Below are 24,650 nucleotides of genomic sequence, written 5' to 3'. Positions count from 1 at the left end.
GGCAAGGCTGCAGGTAAGATAGATGCTCACCGAGGCCATTTGCCGCATGGCGGGTGTTCCGAGTCGTTATAAAGAGGAGTCATTGCAATGGCCCGTATTACCGTTGAGCGTGAACATACCCTGGGGAAAGAACAGGCGCGGGCCAAGGCTGAGCAATTGGCGCGCAAACTCGAGGATAAATATGGTGTGGAGTCTTCATGGGCCGGCGATACCCTGAAGCTGAAACGTTCCGGGGTTAAGGGCACCGTCGCGGTGGCCGATGACACGCTGCGCATCGAGGTAGAACTCGGCCTGTTGATGTCGGCCATGAGTGGCACGATCAAGTCCGAAATCGAAAAAGCCTTGGATAAGGCGTTGGCCTGACTTAGGGTGCCGATTCTAATTTTAACCCCTACTTTGTGCCCAAGCCCTCAACTCCTGCGGGCCGTCCTCCACCCTTTTTGCGTGAGGTGCACCATGGCCAAAGTTATTTTGAAGAAAAAAATCGACGTTCAAACCACCCCCCTGAGTGAGGTTAAAAGCTATGCCCGCAAGATCTGGCTGGCGGGCCTTGGTGCCTATGCAAAGGTCGGCAGCGAGGGCGGCGAATACTTCAAAGAGCTGGTCAAGAGCGGCCAACGCGTTGAAAGTAAAGGTAAAAAAGTTGTAGTTGAACAACTTGATGCCGCCAACAGTCAGATTGATCAAGTAAAGAGTAACGTCTCCGGCGTCAGGGGCTTGGTTGAAGTTCAGCTGGATAAAGTTGAAAAAGCTTTTGACACGCGTGTTGCAAGTGCCTTGAATCGAATCGGCATTGCGTCTAAACATGACGTGGAGACACTCTCTGCTAAGCTCGAAGAGCTGACGGCATTGCTCGAACGTGTCGCGCGTAAACACTAAGGAGACATCGGGATGGCTGTTAAAAAGACTACTCAGAAAGAAGGCAGCTCGTGGGTCGGGGAAGTTGAAAAATATTCCCGCAAAATCTGGCTTGCTGGTTTAGGCGTGTACTCGAAGGTTAGCAGTGACGGCGGTAAATACTTCGAGACTCTGGTCAAGGACGGCGAGAAGGCCGAGAAGTTGACCAAGAGCACAGTCGGTAAAAAAGTGGACGCGGCCAAGGCAACTGCCGGTTCTGCCAAGTCGAGCATTTCTGACACTTGGGGCAAGTTGGAAGAAACCTTCGACAAGCGCCTCAATAGTGCAATTTCGCGACTGGGCGTACCCAGCAAGGCTGAATTGAAGACGCTGCACAGCAAGGTCGATACCTTGACCAAGCAAATTGAAAAACTGACCGGCGCCAAAGCGGCTCCTGCCAAGACCGCCGCGGCCAAGCCTGCAGCAAAACCGGCTGCCAAACCTGCGGCTAAAACAGCCGCTGCAAAACCCGCCGCGAAAACTGCCGCCAAGCCTCTTGTTAAAGCCGCCGCCAAGCCGGCTGCAAAACCCGCTGCCAAAGCACCAGCCAAAGCCGCTGCGAAACCTGCGGCCAAGCCCGCGGCTAAAACCGCTGCCGCCAAACCGGCCACCAAGCCTGCCGCTAAGCCAGTGGCCGCTAAAGCCGCCGCGAAACCTGCGGCTAAACCGGCTGCCAAACCTGCGGCTAAAACCGCTGCTGCCAAACCTGCTGCCAAGCCCGCTGCTGCGAAACCAGCAGCCAAGCCTGCGGCCAAACCTGCAGCGGCCAAAAAGCCTGCGGTAGCGAAAAAACCGGCAGCAGCAAAGCCTGCCGCAGCGGCCAAGCCGGCAGCGGCGCCAGCACCGGCCGCTTCTACCGCCAACTCGGTGTCCGCACCGACGCATACGGCTGCTACCCCGACTGCAACGCTGGTCACCCCGACGCCATCCAGTCAGTCCTGATTTTTCCGGGACACAAAAAAACGCCCGGTCTGCGAAGACCGGGCGTTTTTTTATGCAAGCCTAAAAAACGCTGCATTTCCAATGTGGGAGCGGGCTTGCCCGCGATGGCGGAGTGTCAGTCATACAGGCATTGGCTGATCCAACGCTATCGCGGGCAAGCCCGCTCCCACATGTTTAATCAGTGTCATCCAGATATTTCAAGGCGAACTTCTCAGTCGCCTTCCGCGCCGTCGGTAACAGATGGGGGGCCACCAGCATCATGATCTGGTACACCACCACTCGCACCTCACCCTCACGGTCCAGAATCCGTTGGTAATCCAGGGAAAACAGCAGGGTCAGGGTGATCTGTTCCACCAGCTGTCCCAGTGCCTGGGTGTCACTGACCAGCTGCCCCGCGGCTTTCAACCGCGCTAACAATGAGGCCAGGGTGCGCTTGAGCGCCGTGAGCAGGTTGCGAATGCCCTTGGCCAGCTTCGGCAGGCGCCCGGCCAAGTTCGACAGGTCCTGGAACAGGAAGCGGTAGTGGGCCATGCGCTCGACAATCAGGTGCAGGAACAGCCAGTAATCCTCGGCCTCCAGTTGCGCATTGGCGGGAGGATCGAGCAATGGCGCCAACTCGCATTGAAAGCGCTCGAACAGCCCCAGCACCAACGGCTCCTTGCCGTGGAAGTGGTAGTAGAGGTTGCCGGGGCTGATCCCCATTTCATTGGCCACCTCCATGGTCGATACGTTCGGTTCGCCCTTGTGGTTGAACAACTGCAAGGCACATTCAAGGATACGGTCGCGGGTCTTCATCCAGTCTTCTTAATGTGATCGTTGAGCTCAACGCACCCGCACATAAGTGCCTGGCGCTGCTTCCATCGGTGGGTAGTTCTGGTTGCCCAGGGCGGTAAGCGTTTCGCGTTGTACCCCGGAGCGTTGTTGTACCCATTCCAGCCACTGCGGCCACCAGCTGCCTTCGACATGCCGGGCGTCGTAGTACCAGGCACGCGGGTCACTGCTCAGCTTGAGGTTCTCGACGTAGTTGGCCTTGGGGTTGCCCGGCGGGTTGAGGATGCTCTGGATATGCCCGCTGTTGGACAGCACAAAGCGCCGCTCGCCGCCCAGCAGTTGGGTGGAGCGATACACCGCGTCCCACGGTGTGATGTGGTCGTTGATCCCGGCCACGCTGAAGCTGTCCACCGTGACCTTGCGCAAGTCGATGGGCGTGCCGCACACCTCCAGGCCGCCGGGATGGCTCAGGGGGTTGTGCTTGAAGAAGTCCAGCAGGTCACCGTGCAAGGCGGCGGGCAGGCGCGTGTTGTCGTTGTTCCAGTACAGGATGTCGAAGGCCGGCGGCTCCTTGCCCAGCAGGTAATTGTTGATCCAGTAGTTCCAGATCAGGTCGTTGGGGCGCATCCAGGCAAACACCTTGGCCATGTCACGGCCGTCCAGCACGCCCTCCTGGTAGGAGCGGCGCTTGGCGGCTTCCAGGGTTTGTTCGTCAGCGAACAAGGTTGCGGGGCTGTCGATCTGGCTGTCGAGCAGGCTCACCAGGTAACTGGCGCTGGAGATGCGCCGCAGCTGGCGCTTGGCTTGCAGGTGGCCTTGCAGGGCGGCGATGGTCAGGCCACCGGCGCAGGCGCCCATCAGGTTGACCTCGCGGGCGCCGGTGATGGCCCGGCAGACATTCAGTGCCTCCTCCAGCGCCGCCACGTAGGTGGACAGGCCCCATTCGCGATGCCGCACGTCCGGGTTGCGCCAACTGATCATGAAGGTTTGCAGGCCATTTTTAAGGGCATATTGCACAAAGCTGTTGGCCGGGCTGAGGTCGAAGATGTAGTACTTGTTGATCTGCGGCGGCACCACCAGCAGCGGCTTGGCGTACTGTTTTTCGCTCATGGGCTTGTACTGGATCAGCTCCAGCAGTTCGTTGCGAAACACTACCGAACCGGGCGTGGTCGCCACCGTCTTGCCGACTTCGAAGGCGTGTTTGCTGACCTGGCGGGGCAAACCGTTGTTGTGCAGCAGGTCTTCGAACAGGTTACTCACGCCGCGCACCACGCTGTTGCCGCCGGAGTTGAGCAACTCCTTGATCGCCAGCGGGTTGAGCAGGGTGTTGGAAGGGGAGACGGCGTCGTTGAGCAGGGCGAAGGCGAACTGCGCACGCGCGCGATCATCGTCACTGAGGGTGCTGTCATCGATCCACTGCCGCGTCTGTTTCTGCCAGCTCAGATAGGCTTGCAAGCTGCGCCGGTACAGCGGGTTGAGCTTCCAGGTGGGGTCGCTGAAGCGATTGTCCCTGGGGTTGGGCTCGTGCACGGTCTCACCCAGCAGCACACGGCCCAGTTGGCCGCCCAGGGCCAGGGCGTGGCGGGCGGTGTGCACCGGGTTGCGCAGCCCGTGCGCGGCGACGGTGCGCAGGGTTGACAGCAGGTCGCGGCCGCGCAGGCCGGTGATCGCATTTTGTGCGTTGATGAACGCAGCGGGGGTGGGCGCCGGGTTCGTCACGGGTCTTTGTCGCATGAGCCAACACTCCTTCGTCAAGACATCAAGCAGGCACGCCAATCCAGAACCATAGTCGGTTCCTGGCAACTTGCGCGGTGGTGTGGTCCTTCACACCGCCGGTCGCGGATGTATCACTGCGCGCAAGCGCTCCTCTTCGAGAAACTTCATGATGATCGGCGCCACGGCTTCAGCCCGGGTGATCAGGAACAGGTGCCCGTCATCGATGATGTGCAACTGCGCATTGGGGATGCGCCAGGCGAGCATGCGCATGTTGACCAGCGGGATCAGCGGGTCATCGTCCCCGGCCAATACCAGGGTGGGCTGGCGAATCTTGTGCAGCCAATGAATGCTGGTCCAGCCCAGCCCGGCGAACAATTGCCAGTAGTAACCCAGCTTGCCAGCCGAGCGCACTTTGCTCGCATGTTCGGCGGCCAGGTTCGAATCGCGGCGGAACGAGCCGCCATAAATCATCGGCGCGATGCGCACCACATGGGAGGGTTGGATATAACGCCGGGGGCTGGCCATCAGCCACAGCACTTTGGGTTTGCCCGGCACCATAAAGGCCCCGGCAGCTGTGGCCGCCAGGATCAGCTTCTTGCAGCGTTCCGGGTAGTCATAGGCGAACTGCTGCGCCAGTGCCCCGCCCCAGGACACACCCACGGCGTTCACCTGGCCGTAGTCGAGGTAATCGAGCATACGCGCGGTGAGCCTGGCCAGGCCGGGGAAGCGATAGGGCCGCTTCGGCGTCGAGGAACCGCCAACGCCGGGCACATCGAACGCAATCACTTCCAGGTCCGGGTCCAGGGCCTGGACGAACGGGAACACCAGCTCAAGGTTGGCGCCGATGCCGTTGAAGATCAGCAGCGGGGTCAAGTGCGGCTTGCCCGGGCGTACCGCCGTGCGGATGGTCTGGCCATCCAGGTCGATGGTACGGAAGATGAACGGTTGCGCCATGCTCAAGCCCTGTGAAGTGTTACAGCCGGAATGCGATCAAAAATGTGGGAGCGGGCTTGCTCGCGAATGCGGTATTTCAGTTGGCACATCTGATACTGATACACCGCATTCGCGAGCAAGCCCGCTCCCACATCTGAACTCATTTCAATTACAAAAAATGCCTAGCGTTCATGTACATAGGTACCCGGCGCCGCTTCGGCGGCGGCATAGGTTTTATTACCTAATGTCGTCGGGGCTTTTTTCAGTTTTCCCGCCCGCTCCGCCTGCCACACCTGCCAATGCAGCCACCACGAGTCGGTGTGCTTGGTCGCATTTTCCTGCCATTCCAGCGCATTGCCGGCCAAGCCCTCGCTGGTCTGGTAGCGCGCCTTGGGGTTGCCCGGCGGGTTGAGGATGCTCTGGATATGCCCACTGCTGGACAGCACAAACTCGACCTTGCCACCGAACAACTGCGCCGACTTGTAGCACGACTGCCACGGCGTGATGTGGTCGTTGGTGCCGGCCAGGGAGTAGATGTCGGCAGTGACCTGCTTGAGGTCGATGGGCGTGCCGCACACTTCCAGGGCGTTGGCGCGTACCAGTGGGTTGTTCTTGAACAGTTCGATCAGGTCGCCATGGAACGCGGCCGGCAAGCGGGTGGTGTCGTTGTTCCAGAACAGGATGTCGAACACCGGCGGTTCGTTGCCCAGCAGGTAGTTATTGACCCAGTAGTTCCAGATCAGGTCGTTGGGGCGCATCCATGCAAACACCTTGGCCATGTCGCGGCCTTCCAGCACGCCGGCCTGATAGGAATGGCGCTTGGCCGCTTCCAGGGTCTGCTCGTCGACAAACAGTGCCACTTGGGTGTCCAGGGTGGTGTCCAGCACGCTCACCAACAGGGTCAGGGCGTTGACCTTCTTCTCGCCCAGCGCCGCGTAGTGGCCCAGCAGTGCGGTGCAGGTGATGCCACCGGAGCAGGCGCCGAGCATATTCACGTCCTTGCTGCCGGTAATTGCTGTGACCACATCGACCGCTTCCTTGAGCGCCTCGATATAAGTAGAGAGCCCCCACTCGCGCTGGGCCTTGGTGGGGTTGCGCCAACTGACGATAAAGGTCTGTTGCCCATTGCGCAGGCAGAAACGCGCCAGGCTCTTTTCCGGGCACAGGTCGAATACGTAGAATTTGTTGATCTGCGGCGGCACCACCAGCAGTGGGCGCTCGTGTACCTGCTCGGTGATGGGCTTGTACTGGATCAGCTCCAGCACATCGTTGCGAAACACCACCGCACCTTCGCTGGTGCCCAGGGTCTTGCCGACCTCAAAGGCGCCCATGTTGACCTGGCTCGGCATACCGCCGTTGTGCACCATGTCCTTGGCCAGGTGGGACAAACCGTCGAGCAGGCTTTTGCCGCCGGTTTCAAAGAAGCGCTTGACCGCCGCCGGGTTGGCCGCACTGTTGGTGGGGGCCATGGCTTCGGTCATCAGGTTGATCACGAAGTGGCCACGGCTGATGTCTTGTGCCGGCAGGTTGCTGTCGTCGATCCAGTCGTGGAGTTCCTTGCGCCACGCCAGGTAAGTCTGCAAATAACGTTTGTAGAGCGGGTTCTGGCTCCAGGCCGGGTCGTTGAAGCGACGGTCATCGCCTTCAGGCACCAGTTGGGATTTGCCGAACATCACATTCTTCAACTCGACGCCAAAGTGGGCGACGTGCTTGACGCTGTGCAACGGCTGCTTGATGGCTTGGGTCAGCACCATCTTGGCCGAGGCCAATAAATCCTTTTTGCGTAACGCGATGATCGGGTTCAGCCCCAGGGTGTTTTCCGAGGCCTGGCGTTTCAAGTCATCGTTATTCTTGTTACTCATCTACGACGCTCCATTGTCCGAAAGACGAGTACCGGCGATTGCTGCGCACCCAATTTCGATACACGACACCAGCCTGGTACTGCGACCCGGGTGACCGTTGATACCGCATCGTCAAATGCAGGGAACTTGCCAGCTCCATTGGTTACCCGAGTTTATTTTTTTTCGCAAGCGGGCCGATCATTGGCCACGCGACAGGGCATTCAAGCAGATGAAATTAGAAAATGCGCTCTAAAGACCAAGATGCCTGTGCTAGAGCATCAGCCGCACGACCGACTCACTCGGGTCGCGGGTTTTTCCGGCCGCTTTGAGCTCGGCCAGGTAGTCGGCCCATAGCGCGTCCTGACGTACGGCCAACTGGTAGAGGTAGTCCCAAGTGAACAGTCCGCTGTCATGGCCGTCATCGAAGGTCAATTTCAGTGCGTACTGGCCGGCCGGTTCGACCTGGGTCAACCTGACATTGAGCTTGCCGAATTGCAGGATGGGTTTACCGTGGCCCTGAACCTCGGCCGAAGGCGAGTGAACCCGCAGGAATTCGGCGGGCAGTTGGTAGGTTTCATCCGGCCCGTAAGTCAGGCCAAGGGTATTGGAGGTTTTGTGCAGGTTTACTGCAGTAGGAAACTTGACCATATGGGATGCTCCTGAATAAACCGGCTTGAAAATGTGGGAGGGGGCTTGCTCCCGATGGTGGTGTGTCAGTCAGCTCATCTGATACTGATACACCGCCATCGGGAGCAAGCCCCCTCCCACATTTGAAGCAAAGCAGTTCTGTGTGAGGCTTACAGGATATAACGAGACAAGTCTTCGTTCTGCGCCAATTCGCCCAAGTGGCTGTTGACGTAGTCAGCATCGATCTTGATCGCTTCACCATTCTGCGCACCCGCCATGTCGCCGGCACTGAACGACACTTCCTCAAGCAAGCGCTCAAGCAAGGTATGCAGGCGTCGGGCACCGATGTTCTCGGTCTTCTCGTTGACCTGCCAGGCGATTTCCGCCAAACGCTTGATACCGTCCGCCTGGAACTCGATACCCAGGCCCTCGGTTTTCAGCAACTCACGGTACTGCTCGGTGAGCGAGGCGTGGGGTTCGCTGAGGATGCGCTCGAAGTCGCCAGGTGTCAGTGCCTTGAGTTCCACACGAATCGGCAGGCGGCCTTGCAGCTCGGGTACCAGGTCGCTTGGCTTGCTCAGGTGGAACGCACCGGAAGCGATAAACAGAATGTGGTCAGTCTTGACCATGCCCAGCTTGGTGTTGACTGTGCAGCCTTCGATCAGCGGCAACAGGTCACGCTGCACACCTTCGCGGGATACATCGACGCCACCGGAGTTGCCACGCTTGGCCACTTTGTCGATCTCATCGATAAACACGATGCCGTGCTGCTCGACCGCTTCCAGGGCCTTGGCCTTGAGTTCTTCCTCATTGACCAGGCGGCCGGCTTCTTCGTCGCGCACCAGCTTCAGCGCTTCTTTCACTTTGAGCTTGCGGCTTTTCTTCTTGCCCTTGCCCATGTTGGCGAACAGGTTCTGCAACTGGCTGGTCATTTCTTCCATGCCAGGCGGGGCAGAAATATCCACGCCGGACACTTCAGCCACTTCGATCTCGATTTCCTTGTCATCCAGCTGGCCTTCACGCAGGCGCTTGCGGAACAGCTGGCGAGTATTGGAATCCGACGACGGTGCGGCGTCTTCGTTGAAACCCATGCGGGCCGGTGGCAGCAGGGCGTCGAGGATGCGCTCTTCCGCTGCGTCTTCGGCACGGTGGCTGACCTTGGTCACTTCCTGTTCGCGCAGCATCTTCAGGGCGGCATCGGCCAGGTCGCGGATGATCGACTCGACATCACGGCCCACGTAGCCGACTTCGGTGAACTTGGTCGCTTCGACCTTGATGAACGGGGCGTTCGCCAATTTGGCCAGGCGCCGGGCGATTTCGGTTTTACCGACACCGGTCGGGCCGATCATCAGGATGTTCTTGGGGGTTACTTCAACGCGCAGTTCTTCGGGCAGTTGCATCCGGCGCCAGCGGTTACGCAGCGCAATGGCAACGGCGCGCTTGGCATCGTCCTGGCCGATGATATGGCGATTGAGTTCATGGACGATTTCGCGGGGGGTCATGGACATAGTGTCTGGCGGCCTCAAGCGGGAATAAGCCTACGGCTTACTCGGCGAGGTCCTGCTCCTCAATGGTCTGGTTGTGGTTGGTGAACACGCAGATATCGCCGGCGATACCCAGAGCGGTCTCGACGATCTCACGGGCCGACAGGTCGGTTTTCTTCAGCAGCGCACTGGCTGCCGCTTGGGCATAGCCACCGCCGGAACCCATGGCGATCAGGCCATGTTCGGGCTCTACCACATCGCCGTTACCGGTGATGATCAGGGAAGCGTCTTTGTTCGCGACGGCGAGCATGGCCTCCAGGCGGCTGAGGGAGCGGTCGGTGCGCCATTCTTTGGCAAGTTCGACAGCGGCGCGCACCAGGTGGCCCTGATGTTTCTCAAGCTGGCCTTCGAAACGTTCGAAGAGGGTAAAGGCGTCGGCGGTAGCGCCTGCGAAACCGGCAAGTACCTGGCCGTGGTACAGGCGACGCACTTTTTTCGCGTTGCCTTTCATCACGGTGTTGCCCAGGGAAACCTGGCCGTCGCCGCCCATGACGACTTTGCCGTGGCGACGTACTGAAACGATGGTGGTCAAGGGGAGAGTCTCCACGCAGCGGGGCGAAAATGCCCTGATGAGAACTCATATGGGGGTGGCGGGGGGGATTTCAACCGTAGGACGGGTGCGCGGACGAGTGGTGTTTATTGATCCGACACCTATTCAAGAACACCGCAAAACCAAATGTGGGAGGGGGCTTGCTCCCGATCGCGGTGTGTCAGTCGCTGAATATATTGACTGATATACCGCCATCGGGGGCAAGCCCCCTCCCACATTAGCCCTGCTATGTCTTCGAAATCAGCGGCTCTGGCGCTGTTGTAACAACAGATTGCTAAACCCGGCCCCGGCCAATTGTTTCTGCGCCACGGTCAGTTGCTCACGGTTGCTGAACGGCCCCACCAATACGCGATACCAGGTCGCGTCCTTCACCGTGCCGGACTCAACCGAGACCGATTGGCCCAACAGAATGATCTGTGCACGCACACGATCGGCATCCGCCTGTTTCGGGAACGAGCCGGCTTGCAGGAAGAACTTGGTCACAGGCGCGGCCTTGGTCGCTGCCACTGGCGGTGCTGGCGGCGGAGTGATGCCGGCCAGTGCAGCCTGGGCGCGAGCCGTATCGATTTTCGCCGCTTCCGCTGGGGTTACGGGCGTGGTCGGCACTTGCGGGGTCGGCAGGGTTTTCTCCGGCACGGCGTCGGGCGGCACGATCACCTCCGATTCCGGCAGCAGCGTGTAGAAGTCGTATTTCGGCTTCACCGGTGCGGTCGGGCTTGGCGCAGTCTTGTTGGCCTCGGCAATTTTCGTGGCCTTCTGCTGCTCCTGTTTGACGCGCTTGACGTCATCGCCCTGGCCAGGCTCCAGCTTCATCAGAAACACAACGAAGGCACCGACCGTCAGGCCGATGGCCATCCACAGCCAGCCCGGGATCGGCTGCTTCGCCGGGGCCTGATAACGGCTGGCGCCGCGTTTGGGTGCAGGTTTTTTCTTGGCAGCCAACTTACATACGCTCCAGAGTTTCCAGGCCCAAGAGTTCCAGGCCTTGCTTGAGGGTGCGTCCAGCCAATGCGGCAAGGCGCAGGCGACTTTGTTTCTGGGCTTCGTCGTCGGCGGTCAGGATCGGGCAGTTCTCGTAGAAACTGGAGAACAGGCCGGCCACTTCGTACAAATAGGTGCACAGGATGTGCGGCGTGCCTTTTTCGCCAACGCTGTTGAGCACTTCGCCAAATTGCGCGAGCTTGGCCGCCAGTTCCTGTTCGTGGGCGGCGTCCAGCGCGATCTGGCCTTCGACTTCGCTGAAGTCCTTGCCCAGCTTGCGGAATACGCCGGCCACGCGGGTGTAGGCGTACAGCAGGTACGGCGCGGTGTTGCCTTCGAAGTTGAGCATCAGGTCGAAGTTGAAGCTGTAGTCGCTGGTGCGGTGCTTGGACAGGTCGGCGTATTTCACTGCGCCAATGCCCACCACGCGGGCGATATTGCGCAGGTCGGCCTCGGCCAGCTCCGGGTTCTTTTCCTTCACCAGGCTGTAGGCGCGTTCCTGGGCTTCGGTCAGCAGGTCGATCAGCTTTACGGTACCGCCGTCGCGGGTCTTGAACGGGCGGCCATCGGCGCCGTTCATGGTGCCGAAACCCATGTGTTCCATGTGCATCGGGTGGGTGACGAAGCCGGCACGACGGGCCACTTCGAACACTTGCTGGAAGTGAAGGGCCTGGCGTTGGTCGACGAAGTACAGCGCACGGTCGGCCTTGAGCACGCCGCTGCGATAGCGCACGGCAGCCAGGTCGGTGGTGGCGTAGAGATAGCCGCCATCGGCCTTGACGATGATCACCGGCAGCGGCTCGCCGTCGGCGGTCTTGAATTCTTCGAGGAACACGCACTGCGCGCCGTTGCTCTCGACCAGCAGGCCCTTGGCCTTGAGGTCGTTGACCACGTTGATCAGGTCGTCGTTGTAGGCGCTTTCGCCCATCACGTCGGCCATGGTCAGTTTCACGTTGAGCAGTTCGTAGATTTCCTGGCAGTGGGACAGGGAAATCTCACGGAAGCGGTTCCACAGCGCCAGGCATTCCTGGTCGCCGGCTTGCAGTTTGACCACCAGGCCACGGGCGCGGTCGGCAAACTCTTCGGATTCGTCGAAGCGCTTCTTGGCGGCGCGGTAGAAGTTCTCCAGGTCGGCCAGCTCGTTGCTGGTGATCGGGTTTTCCTGCAGGTAGGCCATCAACATACCGAACTGGGTACCCCAGTCGCCGACGTGGTTCTGGCGGATCACGGTGTCGCCGAGGAACTCCAGCACCCGCGCCACACCGTCGCCGATGATGGTGGAGCGCAGGTGACCGACATGCATCTCTTTGGCCAGGTTCGGCGCCGACAGGTCGATGACCACGCGTTGGGTGTCGCCAGCCTTGTGTGCGCCGATTTTGGCATCGGCCAGGGCTGCGTCCAGGCGCGAAGCCAAGGCCTGGGTGTTCTGGAAGAAGTTGATAAAGCCCGGGCCGGCGATTTCGGCTTTGGTGACACTGGCGTCAGCCGGCAGCGCGGCAATGATTTTTTCCGCCAGGTCGCGGGGTTTCATACCGGCCGGCTTGGACAGCATCATCGCGATGTTGCTGGCGAAGTCGCCGTGGGTCTTGTCGCGGGTGTTCTCCACCTGGATCGCCGGCGACAGGCCTTCAGGCAACACACCTTCGTTGACGAGTTGGGTGAGGGCTTGTTGGATCAGCTGGCGAATGGTGTCTTTCATGGTGTTCTCTTTCGACCGCAAGCGGCGGCGCGCGATGCGCAGGTGGAAAAACTGGGCATTATCCGTGGCGAGGGCGAGCTTGCCAACCGTTCAGACTAGATGGCGGACCTGCGGGCCTCTTCGCGGGCAAGCCCGCTCCCACATTTAAGGGGGGGGCACATTTCATAATGTGGGAGCTGGCTTGCCTGCGATGACGTAATTACCCTCAATATAAATCTACCGGGTCTACATCTAACGACCATCGCACCTGCCGGCCGCTGGGCATTTGCTCCAGCTCAAGCATCCAGCTACTTAGCAGTCGATGCAGCGGCGCACGGGAGGTTGCCTGCAAGAGTAGCTGAGCCCGATAACGCCCGGCACGCCGCTCCATGGGCGCAGGCACAGGGCCGAGCAGTTCGATACCGGTCAGGCCCAACTCGCCCAGCAAGCGTTCAGCAACGCTGCAGGCTTGATCGAGGAAACCTTCGGCCTGGCCGGGTTTGTGGGCTTCGGCACGCAGCAACGCCAAGTGCGCAAAGGGTGGCAAGCCGGCAGCGCGGCGTTCACTCAAGGCCTGCTCGGCGAAGGCAAAATAGCCTTGTTCCGTCAGTTGAATCAGCAGCGGGTGGTCGGCCAGGTGCGTCTGGATAATCACCTTGCCCGGCTCTTCGGCGCGTCCGGCGCGCCCTGCCACCTGCACGATCAACTGCGCCATGCGTTCGCTGGCGCGGAAATCCCCGGAGAACAACCCGCCGTCGGCATCCAGGATCGACACCAGGGTCACCCGTGGGAAGTGGTGCCCTTTGGCGAGCATCTGCGTGCCGATCAGAATGCACGGTTGACCTTTCTGAATGGTGGCAAACAACTGGTTCATTGCATCTTTGCGCGACGTGCTGTCGCGGTCGACCCGTAGCACCGGGTAATCCGGGAACAGAATGCCCAGACGCTCTTCGGCGCGCTCGGTGCCGGCTCCTACCGGGCGCAGGTCGACCTTGCCGCACTGCGGGCAATGGCGTGGCACCCGCTCTACATGGCCGCAGTGATGGCAGCGCAATTCGCCGTGGCGCTGGTGCACGGTCATGCGCGCATCGCAGCGCTCGCACTCGGACATCCAGCCGCAGTCATGGCACAGCAGTGTCGGGGCAAAGCCGCGACGGTTGAGAAACACCAATACTTGCTGGCCCGCGGCGAGGGTCTGGCCGATGGCCTGTTGCATCGGACCGGAAATACCGCTGTCCAGCGGGCGGCTTTTCACGTCCAGGCGCAGGAAGCGCGGTTGTTTGGCGCCGCCGGCGCGCTCGTTCATGCGTAGCAGGCCATAGCGGCCGGTGTAGGCGTTATGCAGGCTTTCCAGGGACGGCGTGGCCGAACCCAGCACAATCGGGATGTCTTCCTGACGTGCGCGTACCAGCGCCAGGTCGCGGGCGTGGTAACGCAGGCCTTCCTGCTGTTTATAGGAGCCGTCGTGCTCCTCGTCGATGATGATCAGCCCGGGGTTTTTCATTGGGGTGAACAGCGCCGAACGGGTGCCGATAATGATGTCTGCCTCGCCGTCCCGCGCTGCCAGCCACGACTCCAGGCGCTCACGGTCATTGACCGCTGAGTGCACCAGGGCGATGCGCGCGTTGAAGCGCTGCTCGAAACGCGCCAGGGTCTGTGGGCCCAGGTTGATCTCCGGGATCAGCACCAGTGCCTGCTTGCCGGCCTGCAGGGTTTCGCGGATCAGTTGCAAATACACTTCGGTCTTGCCGCTGCCGGTGACGCCAGCCAGAAGGAAGGCGTGGAAGCTGTCGAAACCGGCGCGAATCGCCTCATAGGCAGCGCGTTGCTCGGGGTTCAGCGGCAGCTCCGGCTGTGCCAGCCAATGTTCGTGGCGTGGGTCTGGGGCGTGCTTGCGGATTTCCACCTGCACCAGTCCCTTGGCCAGCAGCAGGTCGAGGCTGTCCTTGCTCAGCATCAGCTTGCTCAACAACTGGTGGGCCACGCCATGGGGGTGCTGGGCCAATGTGGCCAGGGCTTCGCGCTGGCGCGGGGCGCGGGCGATGCGCGGGTCGTCGAGGCGCGCGCCGGGCACCATCGACCAGAAACGCTCCTGGCGCGCTTCGGCCAGTTCGCCCTGGCGCAGCAGCACCGGCAGCGCCCAGCTCAAGGTATCGCCCAAGCTGTGCTGGTAATACTGCGCAGTCCACAGGCACAGCTTGAACAGTGCCGGCGGCAGTGGCGGTGTGGTGTCGAGGATGGCCAGGGCCGGCTTGAGCTTTTCCGCCGGGACCTCGCTGTGGTCCGTGACCTCCACCAGAATGCCGATCATTTCCCTGCGCCCAAACGGCACACGCACGCGCATCCCCGGCTGCAACTGCGTCCGCAGCACTCCAGCCGGGGCCCGGTAATCGAACAGGCGGCGCAGGGGGGAGGGCAGGGCTAGGCGCAAAATGGCGTCGGGCACGCGGGGCATCTCATATAAAGGCAGGCAGTGGTGCAGGGGCGCGAGCCTAGCAGAGCGGGGAGGGCTTGGGTATGCCATGGTTTTCTGATGAAAGGAGGTTTTTGGTCAGTAGCGCCGCTTGCGCGTTTAAAAAGGTCTGGTAGAATCCGCGGCCTAATTACGTGCGGTATTCGACAATAGTGTCGAGTGGCGGCACGCTAGCCCGAGGAAGTGCCATGAAAGCCGATATCCATCCAGCGTACGAAACCATCGAAGTTACCTGCAGCTGCGGCAACAAGTTCGAAACTCGTTCGAACCTGTGCAAGCCACTGGGTACTGACGTATGCAACGAGTGCCACCCGTTCTACACCGGTAAGCAGAAAACTCTGGACACCGGCGGCCGTGTACAGCGCTTCGCAGATCGCTTTGGTGCTTTCGGCAAGAAGCCTGCTGCTACTCCAGCAGAGTAAGGCTCAAAAGCCTTATGGGCTTTTGCCAGCTGTTGAAAAAGGCGTCCCTTGTGGGCGCCTTTTTTGTGCCCGGGATTTGGCTGGCAACCGCCCAGGCCGCGGTATTCTGCCCGGCACCCGCTTCCGTGGCGCGAGTAGAAGTGCAGCGCGTGGTGGACGGCGACACCGTACGCCTCAAGGATGGCCGCAGCGTGCGGATGATCGGCCTCAATGCGCCGGAAACCGGCAAGAAGGGTCGTACTGACGAGCCGTTTGCCGTCGCCGCCCGCCAGCGTCTACAAGCGTTGGTGCAGGCCAGTGATGGGCGTGTCGGTTTGGTGCCTGGCCGCGAGGGCAAGGATCATTACGGCCGCACCCTGGCCCACCTCTATGGCGCCAATGGCGAGAACCTGGAAGCGCAATTGCTCGCCGAGGGCTTGGGCTTCCAGGTGGGGGTGGCGCCGAATGTAGACCTCGCCACCTGCCAGCAGGCGGCGGAAAACAGCGCCCGCCAGGCGCGCCTGGGGCTGTGGCGCCAATCGCCGGTGCAAACGGTGGCACAACTCAAGCGCTCCGGGTTTGCGCTGGTAACTGGCCGGGTCAGCAAGATCGAGCGCAATCGCGGTGGCATCTGGATTGAAATCCAGGGTTCACTGGTATTACGTATTGCCCCCGAACTGATCAGTCAGTTCGATCCGGCCATGCTCAATGGTCTGCAAGGTCGCACTATTGAAGCGCGCGGCTGGGTGCAGGATCGCTCCCGCCGTGGTGGTTTGAAAAGAGGTCAATCACGCTGGCTCCTGCCAATAACCGATCCCGGCATGCTGAAATCGACGCTTTGAATAAAAAATTGTAGACATTTTTTATTCCGATTGTGAACAGTTGAGCCCTTGTATCCCGTGGCTCTTGGCCAAAAGTCGTAGCCCAGGGCCCTTGACACCTGTGACTGCCCAGTCTTGTAGGGACTTTGCGACACGCGTATCCTCGGCGGTCCGTCGACCAACAGTAAAAGCGGAATGCCGATATGTCTGATTTGAAAACTGCCGCTCTCGAATACCATGCCCATCCTCGTCCAGGAAAGCTGAGTGTAGAGCTCACCAAAGCCACTGCCACTGCTCGCGACCTGTCGCTGGCCTACAGCCCTGGTGTTGCCGAGCCCGTACGTGAAATCGCCCGTGACCCAGAACTGGCGTACAAGTACACCGGCAAGGGCAACCTGGTTGCAGTGATTTCCGATGGCACCGCGATCCTTGGCCTGGGTAACCTCGGCCCATTGGCTTCCAAGCCAGTCATGGAAGGTAAAGGCGTGCTGTTCAAGCGCTTTGCCGGCATCGACGTTTTCGACATCGAAGTCGATTCCGAGAGCCCGCAGGCTTTCATCGACACGGTCAAGCGCATTTCCATCACCTTCGGTGGCATCAACCTGGAAGACATCAAGGCACCTGAGTGCTTCGAGATCGAAAAGGCCCTGATCGAACAGTGCGACATCCCGGTATTCCACGATGACCAGCACGGCACCGCGATCGTTACCGCGGCCGGCATGATCAACGCCCTGGAAATCGCCGGCAAAACCCTGGGTGAGGCGAAGATCGTCTGCCTGGGCGCCGGTGCTGCGGCCATTTCCTGCATGAAGCTGATCATCAGCATGGGCGCCAAGCTGGAAAACATCTACATGGTCGACAGCAAGGGCGTGATCCAGTCCGAGCGTACCGACCTGAACCAGTACAAGGCGATGTTTGCCCACCCGTCCTCCAAGCGCACCCTGGCTGACGCCCTCGACGGTGCCGACGTGTTCGTCGGCCTGTCCGGCCCGAACCTGCTGAGCGCCGAAGGCCTGAAATCCATGGCGCCGAACCCGATCGTGTTCGCCTGCTCCAACCCGGATCCGGAAATCTCGCCTGAGCTGGCTCACGCCACCCGTAGCGATGTGATCATGGCTACCGGCCGTTCGGACTACCCGAACCAGGTCAACAACGTACTGGGCTTCCCGTTCATCTTCCGTGGTGCCCTGGACGTTCGCGCCAAGCGCATCAACGAAGAAATGAAAGTAGCGGCTGCCAACGCCCTGCGTGAACTGGCCAAGCTGCCGGTGCCTCAGGATGTGTGCGACGCCTACGGTGGTGCCAAGCTGGAATTCGGTCGTGAGTACATCATTCCAAAACCAATGGATAAGCGCCTGATCACCCTGATCTCCGATGCCGTGGCCAAGGCCGCGATCGAGACCGGTGTAGCAACCCTGCCGTATCCAAAGAACTACCCGCTGCAAAGCGTGGATGATGTGTTCAACGGCTAAGCCGTTATAGCGCACCAACAAAAAGCCCCGGCTCGAATGAGTCGGGGCTTTTTTTATGGCAATTCTCTTGAAGCCTATAGAGGTCAAATGTGGGAGGGGGCTTGCTCCCGATGGCGGTGTATCAGTCGCCATATTCATTGACTGACAGTCCGCCATCGGGAGCAAGCCCCCTCCCACATTTGGATCTATGTTGCGTCTTGGATCGGGTCAGAACAAATCGATCGGCGCGCCTTCATCCGCCGGCAGCGGGCTGCCCGGTGCCACGCCATTGCCCAACTCGTTAACTGACGGCGGCGTGTCTTCGCTCTTGAACAGCTCGAAGTACGCATTCGGCGTACTCGGCGACGCCGCACGTCCACTCACCGGGTCGATGCGCAGGCTGAGGATGCCTTCCGGTTCAGGCTGGGTGTGCAGCGGCTTGTCCTTGAGCGCGGCGCCCATGTAGCTCATCCAGATCGGCAGTGCGACGGTGCCGCCAAACTCACGGCGGCCCAGGCTTTCCGGCTGGTCGTAGCCAGTCCATACCGTGGTCACGTAGTCGCCGTTGTAGCCGGAGAACCAGGCATCCTTGGACTCGTTGGTGGTACCGGTTTTACCCGCGATATCCGCACGGCCCAGGGCCAGTGCGCGGCGGCCGGTGCCCTTCTTGATCACGTCCTGCAGGATGCTGTTGAGGATATAGGTGGTGCGTCCATCCACGATGCGCTCGGCAACCGCTGGCGCTTGCGGCTCGGTCGTTGCGGGAGCGTTTGCGTCCGGCGCTGTGCCTGGCGTGGGCTCGATGGTAATGCCGCCGTTGCCTGGTGCTGCGAGACCATCGGTTGCCGCCACACCATTGACCACATCACCGGGTACCCGTGGTGGGTTGGCGGTGAACAGGGTGTCGCCGTTGCGGCTTTCGATCTTGTCGATCAGGTACGGCGCAATCTTGTAGCCGCCGTTGGCAAAGGTGCTCCAGCCAGTGGCGATTTCCATCGGCGTAAGGGTTGCGGTACCCAGCGCCAGGGACAGGTTGGGCGGCAAGTCCGACTTGGCGAAGCCGAAGCGCGTCATGTAGTCGATGGTCTTGCCTACGCCCATGGCCTGCAGCAGGCGGATTGATACCAGGTTGCGAGACTTGTACAACGCCTCGCGAATGCGGATCGGGCCGAGGAAGGTGTTGGTGTCGTTCTTCGGCCGCCAGACCTTGTCCAGGTATTCATCGACAAACACGATCGGTGCGTCGTTGACCAGGCTGGCGGCGGTGTAGCCGTTGTCCAGTGCGGCGCTGTAGACGAATGGCTTGAAACTTGAACCCGGCTGGCGCTTGGCCTGTATCGCACGGTTGTAGTTGCTCTGCTCAAAGGCAAAACCGCCTACCAGAGCGCGGATTGCGCCGTTCTGCGGATCGAGGGATACCAGGGCGCCTTGGGCGACCGGCACCTGGCTGAACTTGAGGCTGTCATCCTTCTGGCGTTGCACGCGGATCAAATCACCCACCTTGGCCACGTCGGACGGCTGCTTGGGCATCGGCCCCATGCTGTTGGTGTTCAGGAACGGGCGCGCCCATTTCATGCTGTCCCACGCCACGTGGGCTTCACCGGCGCGGGTCAGCACTTGAATGCCGTCTTTGGTCACCTCGGTGACGATGGCCGGCTCCAGGCCGCTGATCGAGCGCTGTTTGCCCAGTTCGGTGGTCCAGGCACTCAGGGTCTTGCCCGGCAGGCGCGACTCGGGGCCGCGGTAGCCGTGACGTTGATCATAGGTGATCAAGCCTTCGTGTACGGAGTGGTTGGCGATTTCCTGCAAGTTGCTCGGAACCGTCGTGGTCACGCGAAAGCCTTCGGTGTAGGCATCGCTGCCATAACGGCCAACCATTTCGGCGCGGGCCATTTCGGCGATGTACGGTGCATTCACTTCCGGCGTCGGCACGTGATAGCTGGCGTTCAGCGGCTCGGCCACGGCGCTTTCATAAGCGGCCTGGTCGATCTTGCCCAGCTTGTACATGCGCCCCAGGATCCAGTCGCGACGTTCTTTACTGCGCGCCGGGTTGGCCAGCGGGTTGAAGCGCGACGGCGCCTTGGGCAGGCCGGCGATCATGGCCATCTGCGCCAGGCTGGCGTCACGAATCGATTTGCCATAGTAGACCTGGGAGGCGGCCTCAATGCCGTAGGCGCGGTTGCCCAGGTAGATCTTGTTGACGTACAGCTCGAGGATTTCGTCCTTGGTCAGTTGGCGTTCAATCTGTAGCGCCAGCAGGATCTCGGTGGCTTTACGCGAAAAACTGCGCTCGCTGGTGAGGAAGAAGTTCTTCGCCACCTGCATGGTGATGGTGCTGCCGCCGGATTGAATGTGTCCGCTCTTTACCAACTGCGTGGCCGCACGCACCAGGCTGCTGGGGTCGACGCCGTAGTGGTTGGCAAAATTGTCGTCTTCTGCCGACAGCAATGCACTGATGAAATTGGGTGGAATGTCGGCGAAACGGATCGGTGTGCGGCGCATTTCGCCGAACTCCGCGATCAGTTTTTCGTCGCTGCTGTAGACCCGCAAAGGAATCTGCAACTGGATACTTCTGAGGGCCTCTACGGAGGGCAAACCCGGACTAAGGTAGAGGTAGGCCCCGCTGAGTACGAGCAGCAGCCCGCAGACGATCGCGACAATGGAGTACCCGAAAAACTTCAGCAGACGAATCAAGGCTTTTGGATTTCCAGAGAAAAGAATGAGTTACGCGTCGGGGATGCATGGCAAACGATGGATCGACCCGGGCAGCAGATAAAAAAGCGGGAAAAAACGCTGGGCATTAAAGCATTTTTCAGCTTGGGGCGTCATTCGCGTGCCTCGAACAAGCCGACCGAATGCAGGGTGCCTGGCAGCAATCAAGCGAGATGACAGCCGGTATGACAGGGAAAGTTTTGGGGAGTTTTATGGGAAAGGGATTTTTCAGGCGAAAAGCCGACATCGTCTTGGGTGTCGACATCAATGACAGCGGTATCAAGCTGATCGAGCTGAGCCGTTCATCGGGTGGTTTCAGTGTCCAGGGCTATGCCACCCAGGCGCTGCCCGCCCATGCGGTCGTCGATGGCGCCTTGCTGGACGTCGAGGGCGTGGGGCGAGCCTTGCAACAAGCGTTATCCTGCCTGCGCACTTCGGCTCGACACGCCGCTGTGGCAGTGGCGGGCCCTTCGGTGATCACGCGGTTGATCGAGATGGATGCGGGCCTGCGCGACGAAGAAATGGCCTGGAAGATCCAGATGGAAGCCGACCAGTTCATTCCTTATCCATTGGATGAGGTGGCGATCGACTTTCAGGTCCAGGGCCCATCGGCCCAAGGGCCGCAGTGGGTTGAAGTCATGTTGGCGGCCTGTCTGCGCGAGCAGGTCCAGGCGCGAGTGGCGGTTTTAGCCCGGGCGGGGCTGGTGCCGCGGGTGGTCGATGTCGAAGGGTTTGCATTGGAGCGCGCTTGCCGTCAGGATTTTGCCAGCTTCACGCCGGGTCATCGAGTCGATGGTGCACAATGGGCCGTGGATGCCCAAGGGATGGGAGTGGCTTGCGGGTTGGCCCTGAGGAGTTTCGCTGGATGACACGAATCAATCTTTTGCCTTGGCGTCAGGCGCTGGCAGAGCGCAAGCGCAGGTATTTCATGGTGCTATTGCTGGCATTTGCCTGCCTGGCGCTGGCGGCCGTGTGGCTGGCTGACCAGGTGATCGACCAGGCGATAGATCGGCAAGTGAGCCGCAATAGCCGCTTGGGTGAGGAGGTGGCTACCCAGGATTCGCGGATCAGGACCATCGACGACCTGCAGGAACGAAGCCAGCAACTGGCCGAACGCATGAAGGTGGTGCAGGACCTGCACGACGCCCGCTCTTCCGGCGCCCGACTGTTCGAGCAATTGGCTCGTGCAATGCCTGAAGGTGTCCATCTGCATGAGGTGGTCGCAAACGGTGACACCATCAGCATTCGCGGCACGGCTGAAAGCAACCAGGACATTGCCCGGTTGATGCAGCAGCTCAAGCAGTCATCCCAGGGCTCCAGTTCGACTCGTCTGCAGCGCGTGCAGGCTGATGGAGCGCGCGGCGAAAGTGAGTTTCAACTGATGGTGCGCCAGGGGGAATCCAGCGAGGCGCAACCATGAGCCTGCCCAGGCTCGATTTTCCCACGCTCTTCTACAACGCTGCTAAATGGCCCTTGCCTGGCAAGGTCCTGCTTGGCTGTGGGCTGGCCGGCCTGGTGCTGCTGATAGGAGAGGCTGCGTACCTGAGCTCGTCACGTGAGCGATTGCATGGGTTTGAGGCGCGGGAGCAAACGCTACAGCAGCAGTTGGCGGAAAAAGCTGAACTGACCTCCAGCCTTGAGGCGCGCACCGATCAGTTCAGGGCAATGGAGGACAAGGTCACAGGCCTTCTACGTCAATTGCCCGGCCAGTCAGAGGTGCCGGCCTTGCTTGAAGATATCGCCCGATTGGCGATTGCCAATGGAGTATGGGTCGAGGGCATCACGGTGTTGGATGAAGAGCCTCGTCAGCTCTATATCGAGCAACCCATGCAAATCGGCGTCACCGGGGGCTACCACGACTTGGCAGCATTCGTCGGCGCCCTGGGTGGGTTACCGCGCGTCGTCACCGTGCAGGATGTTGCACTGGGGCATGACGGCGCCTTGCTGCGTCTGAACATGCTGGCAAAGACCTATCGGCGTACCACGCAAAGCGCCAAGGCCCGCGAAGCGTTCGACCCGGCCCAGCCATTGGTCTACACCCCATCGTTTGTGCGCGACCCGTTTCAGCCGCCCGGTTTGCAAGTAACTCGCGTGCCGGGGCGACCGGCCCTTGCGCCGGATCTCGCTCGGCCACGGGGGCTGCTGGAAGGCATGAACATCGATCAGTTCAAAATGGTCGGCACGCTGTCGTTGGGGGCGCAGGCTTTTGCCCTGCTGCGTGCCGGATCCAGGGTGCACCGGCTGACGATTGGTGATTACCTGGGGCCGGATCATGGCCAGGTCACGGCCATTCAAGAGGGGTCTATCCACTTGGTCGAACGGTTTCCCGATGAACAGGGCGGCTGGCTCGAACGCCCGCGAACCCTTGTGTTGAACGTCAACTCATAACGGAATCAAACAATGAAAAGGACTTTCTCGTCCTTCGGTGTGGCGCTATGGATAGCGTTCACGGCACCGATGGCTGCTGCTGTGCCCAATCGCCTGGACCTGATCCACCTGCCGCCGCCCGACAGTGCAGCGTCGGTCAGCTATACAGGCACCCGGCTGAACCTGAATTTCCAGGACATCGACCTGCGGGCGGTCTTGCAGCAAATCGCCGATGTCGCCGGGCTCAACCTGGTGACCAGTGATGAAGTGCAGGGCTCAATTACCCTGCGGCTCAAGGATGTGCCTTGGGATCAGGCGCTGGATCTGGTGCTGCAAACCAAAGGTCTGGATAAGCGCGTGAAAGCCGGTGTGTTGCTGGTGGCACCTGCGGATGAGTTGGCCGCTCGCGAACTGCTGGCGCTGGAGTCGCGCAAGCAGATGGCGGAACTGGCACCGCTGCGTCGGGAGCTGCTGCAGGTCAACTATGCCAAGGCGGCGGACCTGGCCAAGCTGTTTCAGTCGGTCACAGGTTTTGAAGGCGCCACGGATGAGCGCGGCTCGGTGGCGGTGGATGATCACACCAACAACATCATCGCCTACCAGACCGGCGAACGGCTCGAAGAGCTGCGGCGTATCGTGGCGCAACTGGATATTCCCGTCCGCCAAGTGATGATCGAGGCGCGAATTGTCGAGGCCAATGTCGACTACGACAAAAGCCTGGGCGTGCGCTGGGGTGGGCGGCTCAGTCATGGCAGGGGAAGTGTCGGAGGTATTTCCAAGCCCGTGGCAGACGGCGCCGAACCGCCGCAAAACCCGCCCAGCTCCCCGTTTGTCGACTTGGGTTCGCTGACCGGCACCTCGGGTCTGGGCGTGGCCTACATCACCGACAATCTACTGCTGGACCTTGAGCTGACAGCCATGGAGAAAACCGGCAACGGCGAAATCGTCTCGCAGCCCAAGGTGGTCACGTCCGACAAGGAGACGGCACGAATCCTCAAGGGCACCGAAATTCCCTATCAAGAGTCCACCTCCCAGGGCGCTACCTCGGTGTCGTTCAAGGAGGCTTCGCTTTCGCTGGAGGTCACGCCGCAAATCACCCCCGACGACCACGTGATCATGGCGGTCAAGGTCACCAAGGATGAGCCCGATTACTTGAACAGGCTCAATGATGTACCGCCGATCAAGAAAAACGAGGTCAACGCCAAGGTGCTGGTCAGGGATGGCGAGACCATCGTCATCGGTGGGGTTTTCTCCAATACCCAAAGCAAAGTGGTAGATAAAGTGCCATTTTTGGGCGATGTGCCGTATCTTGGCCGCCTTTTCCGGCGCGATGTGCTGGCGGAGAAAAAATCCGAGCTGCTGGTATTCCTGACTCCGCGTATCATGAATAACCAGGCGATTGCTGTGAGTCGTTGATTCTGTGCGAAATTTGATTCTTGTAGGGCCGATGGGGGCTGGAAAGAGCACCATCGGCCGTTTGCTGGCCAAAGAGCTGCGCCTGCCGTTCAAAGATTCCGACAAGGAAATTGAATTGCGCACGGGTGCCAATATCCCATGGATCTTCGATAAAGAAGGCGAGCTGGGCTTTCGTGACCGCGAGCAGGCGATGATTGCCGAGCTGTGTGGCTGCGATGGCGTGGTATTGGCGACCGGCGGTGGCGCCGTCATGCGCGACGAAAACCGTCGAGCGCTGTATGCCGGTGGTCGGGTAGTGTATTTGCATGCCTCGGTCGAGCAGCAGGTGGGCCGCACCGCCCGCGATCGCAATCGCCCGTTGCTGCGCACCGCCAACCCGGAAAAAACCCTGCGGGACCTGCTGGCGCTGCGCGATCCGCTGTATCGGGAAATCGCCGATCTGGTGGTGGAAACCGATGAGCGACCCCCTCGGATGGTGGTGCTCGATATTCTGGAGCGCCTGCAGCGGTTGCCACCCCGTTAAAGCCTG

The 24,650-nt window shown here is 60.5% G+C and carries 22 protein-coding genes; 11 read left to right on the top strand and 11 right to left on the bottom strand.

The features are described from left to right. The first annotated feature begins 87 nt into the window (after positions 1–87). The 3 genes from J1G33_RS09390 (at position 88) to J1G33_RS09380 (ending at position 1,839) form a co-directional block, all read left to right on the top strand. Positions 88–363 carry a polyhydroxyalkanoic acid system family protein gene (locus J1G33_RS09390; protein ID WP_032878325.1) on the top strand — a complete coding sequence of 92 codons (276 nt, stop codon included), beginning with the start codon at positions 88–90 and terminating at the stop codon, positions 361–363. A gap of 93 nt (positions 364–456) precedes the next feature. Beyond that, complete coding sequence (locus J1G33_RS09385; protein ID WP_032878324.1) at positions 457–879, top strand: phasin family protein; 423 nt, start codon at positions 457–459, stop codon at positions 877–879. Positions 880–891: 12 nt separating this feature from the next. Beyond that, entirely contained in the window at positions 892–1,839 is a 948-nt protein-coding gene (locus J1G33_RS09380) for a phasin family protein (protein ID WP_223017977.1), read from the top strand. A gap of 174 nt (positions 1,840–2,013) precedes the next feature. Here J1G33_RS09380 and J1G33_RS09375 read toward each other — a convergent pair whose 3' ends face one another. From J1G33_RS09375 to J1G33_RS09330, 10 genes are all read right to left on the bottom strand, one after another. Then, positions 2,014–2,634 (bottom strand): TetR/AcrR family transcriptional regulator, encoded by a 621-nt coding sequence (locus J1G33_RS09375; protein WP_005784011.1) that lies wholly within the window; start codon positions 2,632–2,634, stop codon positions 2,014–2,016. Between the two features lie 27 nt (positions 2,635–2,661). After that, entirely contained in the window at positions 2,662–4,344 is a 1,683-nt protein-coding gene (phaC, locus tag J1G33_RS09370; RefSeq protein ID WP_223017976.1) for a class II poly(R)-hydroxyalkanoic acid synthase, read from the bottom strand. Between the two features lie 90 nt (positions 4,345–4,434). Then, on the bottom strand, positions 4,435–5,280 hold the full coding sequence (gene phaZ / locus J1G33_RS09365; RefSeq protein WP_005784015.1) for a poly(3-hydroxyalkanoate) depolymerase: 846 nt from the start codon (positions 5,278–5,280) through the stop codon (positions 4,435–4,437). A gap of 161 nt (positions 5,281–5,441) precedes the next feature. Further along, positions 5,442–7,121: a class II poly(R)-hydroxyalkanoic acid synthase gene (phaC, locus tag J1G33_RS09360; RefSeq protein ID WP_032878321.1), complete on the bottom strand. Its 1,680-nt coding sequence runs from the start codon at positions 7,119–7,121 to the stop codon at positions 5,442–5,444. A gap of 249 nt (positions 7,122–7,370) precedes the next feature. After that, the gene (locus J1G33_RS09355; protein ID WP_078820086.1) at positions 7,371–7,748 is read right to left on the bottom strand and encodes a DUF971 domain-containing protein; all 378 of its coding nucleotides are present in this window, start codon (positions 7,746–7,748) and stop codon (positions 7,371–7,373) included. Positions 7,749–7,897: 149 nt separating this feature from the next. After that, positions 7,898–9,235, bottom strand: coding sequence for an ATP-dependent protease ATPase subunit HslU (hslU, locus tag J1G33_RS09350; RefSeq protein ID WP_003171208.1), 1,338 nt, complete (start codon positions 9,233–9,235; stop codon positions 7,898–7,900). A gap of 37 nt (positions 9,236–9,272) precedes the next feature. Next, entirely contained in the window at positions 9,273–9,803 is a 531-nt protein-coding gene (gene hslV / locus J1G33_RS09345; protein ID WP_003171209.1) for an ATP-dependent protease subunit HslV, read from the bottom strand. 258 nt (positions 9,804–10,061) lie between these two features. Further along, positions 10,062–10,763 (bottom strand): SPOR domain-containing protein, encoded by a 702-nt coding sequence (locus J1G33_RS09340; RefSeq protein WP_005784023.1) that lies wholly within the window; start codon positions 10,761–10,763, stop codon positions 10,062–10,064. Position 10,764: 1 nt separating this feature from the next. Continuing rightward, positions 10,765–12,501, bottom strand: coding sequence for an arginine--tRNA ligase (gene argS / locus J1G33_RS09335; RefSeq protein WP_078820087.1), 1,737 nt, complete (start codon positions 12,499–12,501; stop codon positions 10,765–10,767). 205 nt (positions 12,502–12,706) lie between these two features. Next, on the bottom strand, positions 12,707–14,926 hold the full coding sequence (locus tag J1G33_RS09330; RefSeq protein WP_223017975.1) for a primosomal protein N': 2,220 nt from the start codon (positions 14,924–14,926) through the stop codon (positions 12,707–12,709). 215 nt (positions 14,927–15,141) lie between these two features. Here J1G33_RS09330 and rpmE point away from each other — a divergent pair, with 215 nt between their 5' ends. The 3 genes from rpmE (at position 15,142) to J1G33_RS09315 (ending at position 17,647) form a co-directional block, all read left to right on the top strand. Beyond that, positions 15,142–15,375, top strand: coding sequence for a 50S ribosomal protein L31 (gene rpmE / locus J1G33_RS09325; protein WP_005784030.1), 234 nt, complete (start codon positions 15,142–15,144; stop codon positions 15,373–15,375). A gap of 14 nt (positions 15,376–15,389) precedes the next feature. Further along, positions 15,390–16,196, top strand: a complete 807-nt coding sequence (locus J1G33_RS09320; protein ID WP_078820088.1) for a thermonuclease family protein — start codon at positions 15,390–15,392, stop codon at positions 16,194–16,196. A 182-nt stretch (positions 16,197–16,378) separates the two neighbouring features. Continuing rightward, on the top strand, positions 16,379–17,647 hold the full coding sequence (locus J1G33_RS09315; RefSeq protein ID WP_005784034.1) for a malic enzyme-like NAD(P)-binding protein: 1,269 nt from the start codon (positions 16,379–16,381) through the stop codon (positions 17,645–17,647). 207 nt (positions 17,648–17,854) lie between these two features. On the opposite strand, the gene J1G33_RS09310 is transcribed toward J1G33_RS09315, so the two are convergent. Continuing rightward, positions 17,855–20,320, bottom strand: a complete 2,466-nt coding sequence (locus tag J1G33_RS09310) for a penicillin-binding protein 1A (RefSeq protein WP_223017974.1) — start codon at positions 20,318–20,320, stop codon at positions 17,855–17,857. Positions 20,321–20,550: 230 nt separating this feature from the next. Between J1G33_RS09310 and pilM the strand changes: the two genes are divergently transcribed. The 5 genes from pilM (at position 20,551) to aroK (ending at position 24,644) form a co-directional block, all read left to right on the top strand. Then, the gene (gene pilM, locus J1G33_RS09305; RefSeq protein ID WP_032881135.1) at positions 20,551–21,207 is read left to right on the top strand and encodes a type IV pilus assembly protein PilM; all 657 of its coding nucleotides are present in this window, start codon (positions 20,551–20,553) and stop codon (positions 21,205–21,207) included. Beyond that, positions 21,204–21,758, top strand: a complete 555-nt coding sequence (locus tag J1G33_RS09300) for a PilN domain-containing protein (protein WP_005784037.1) — start codon at positions 21,204–21,206, stop codon at positions 21,756–21,758. Before pilM ends, J1G33_RS09300 begins: the two co-directional genes overlap by 4 nt. Beyond that, positions 21,755–22,726 (top strand): pilus assembly protein PilP, encoded by a 972-nt coding sequence (locus J1G33_RS09295; protein ID WP_223017973.1) that lies wholly within the window; start codon positions 21,755–21,757, stop codon positions 22,724–22,726. The genes J1G33_RS09300 and J1G33_RS09295 overlap by 4 nt, the downstream gene beginning before the upstream one ends. A 69-nt stretch (positions 22,727–22,795) precedes the next feature. Beyond that, on the top strand, positions 22,796–24,121 hold the full coding sequence (locus tag J1G33_RS09290; protein WP_223018071.1) for a type IV pilus secretin PilQ family protein: 1,326 nt from the start codon (positions 22,796–22,798) through the stop codon (positions 24,119–24,121). A 4-nt stretch (positions 24,122–24,125) separates the two neighbouring features. Further along, positions 24,126–24,644, top strand: a complete 519-nt coding sequence (aroK, locus tag J1G33_RS09285; RefSeq protein WP_005784043.1) for a shikimate kinase AroK — start codon at positions 24,126–24,128, stop codon at positions 24,642–24,644. The last annotated feature ends 6 nt before the right edge of the window (positions 24,645–24,650 follow it).

This window comes from Pseudomonas sp. P867, from assembly GCF_019891455.1.
In the GTDB taxonomy this organism is placed as follows: Bacteria; Pseudomonadota; Gammaproteobacteria; order Pseudomonadales; family Pseudomonadaceae; genus Aquipseudomonas; species Aquipseudomonas synxantha_A.
The sequence above is the reverse complement of the archived record's forward strand: the minus strand, read 5'-3'. Positions and strand labels throughout refer to the sequence as shown.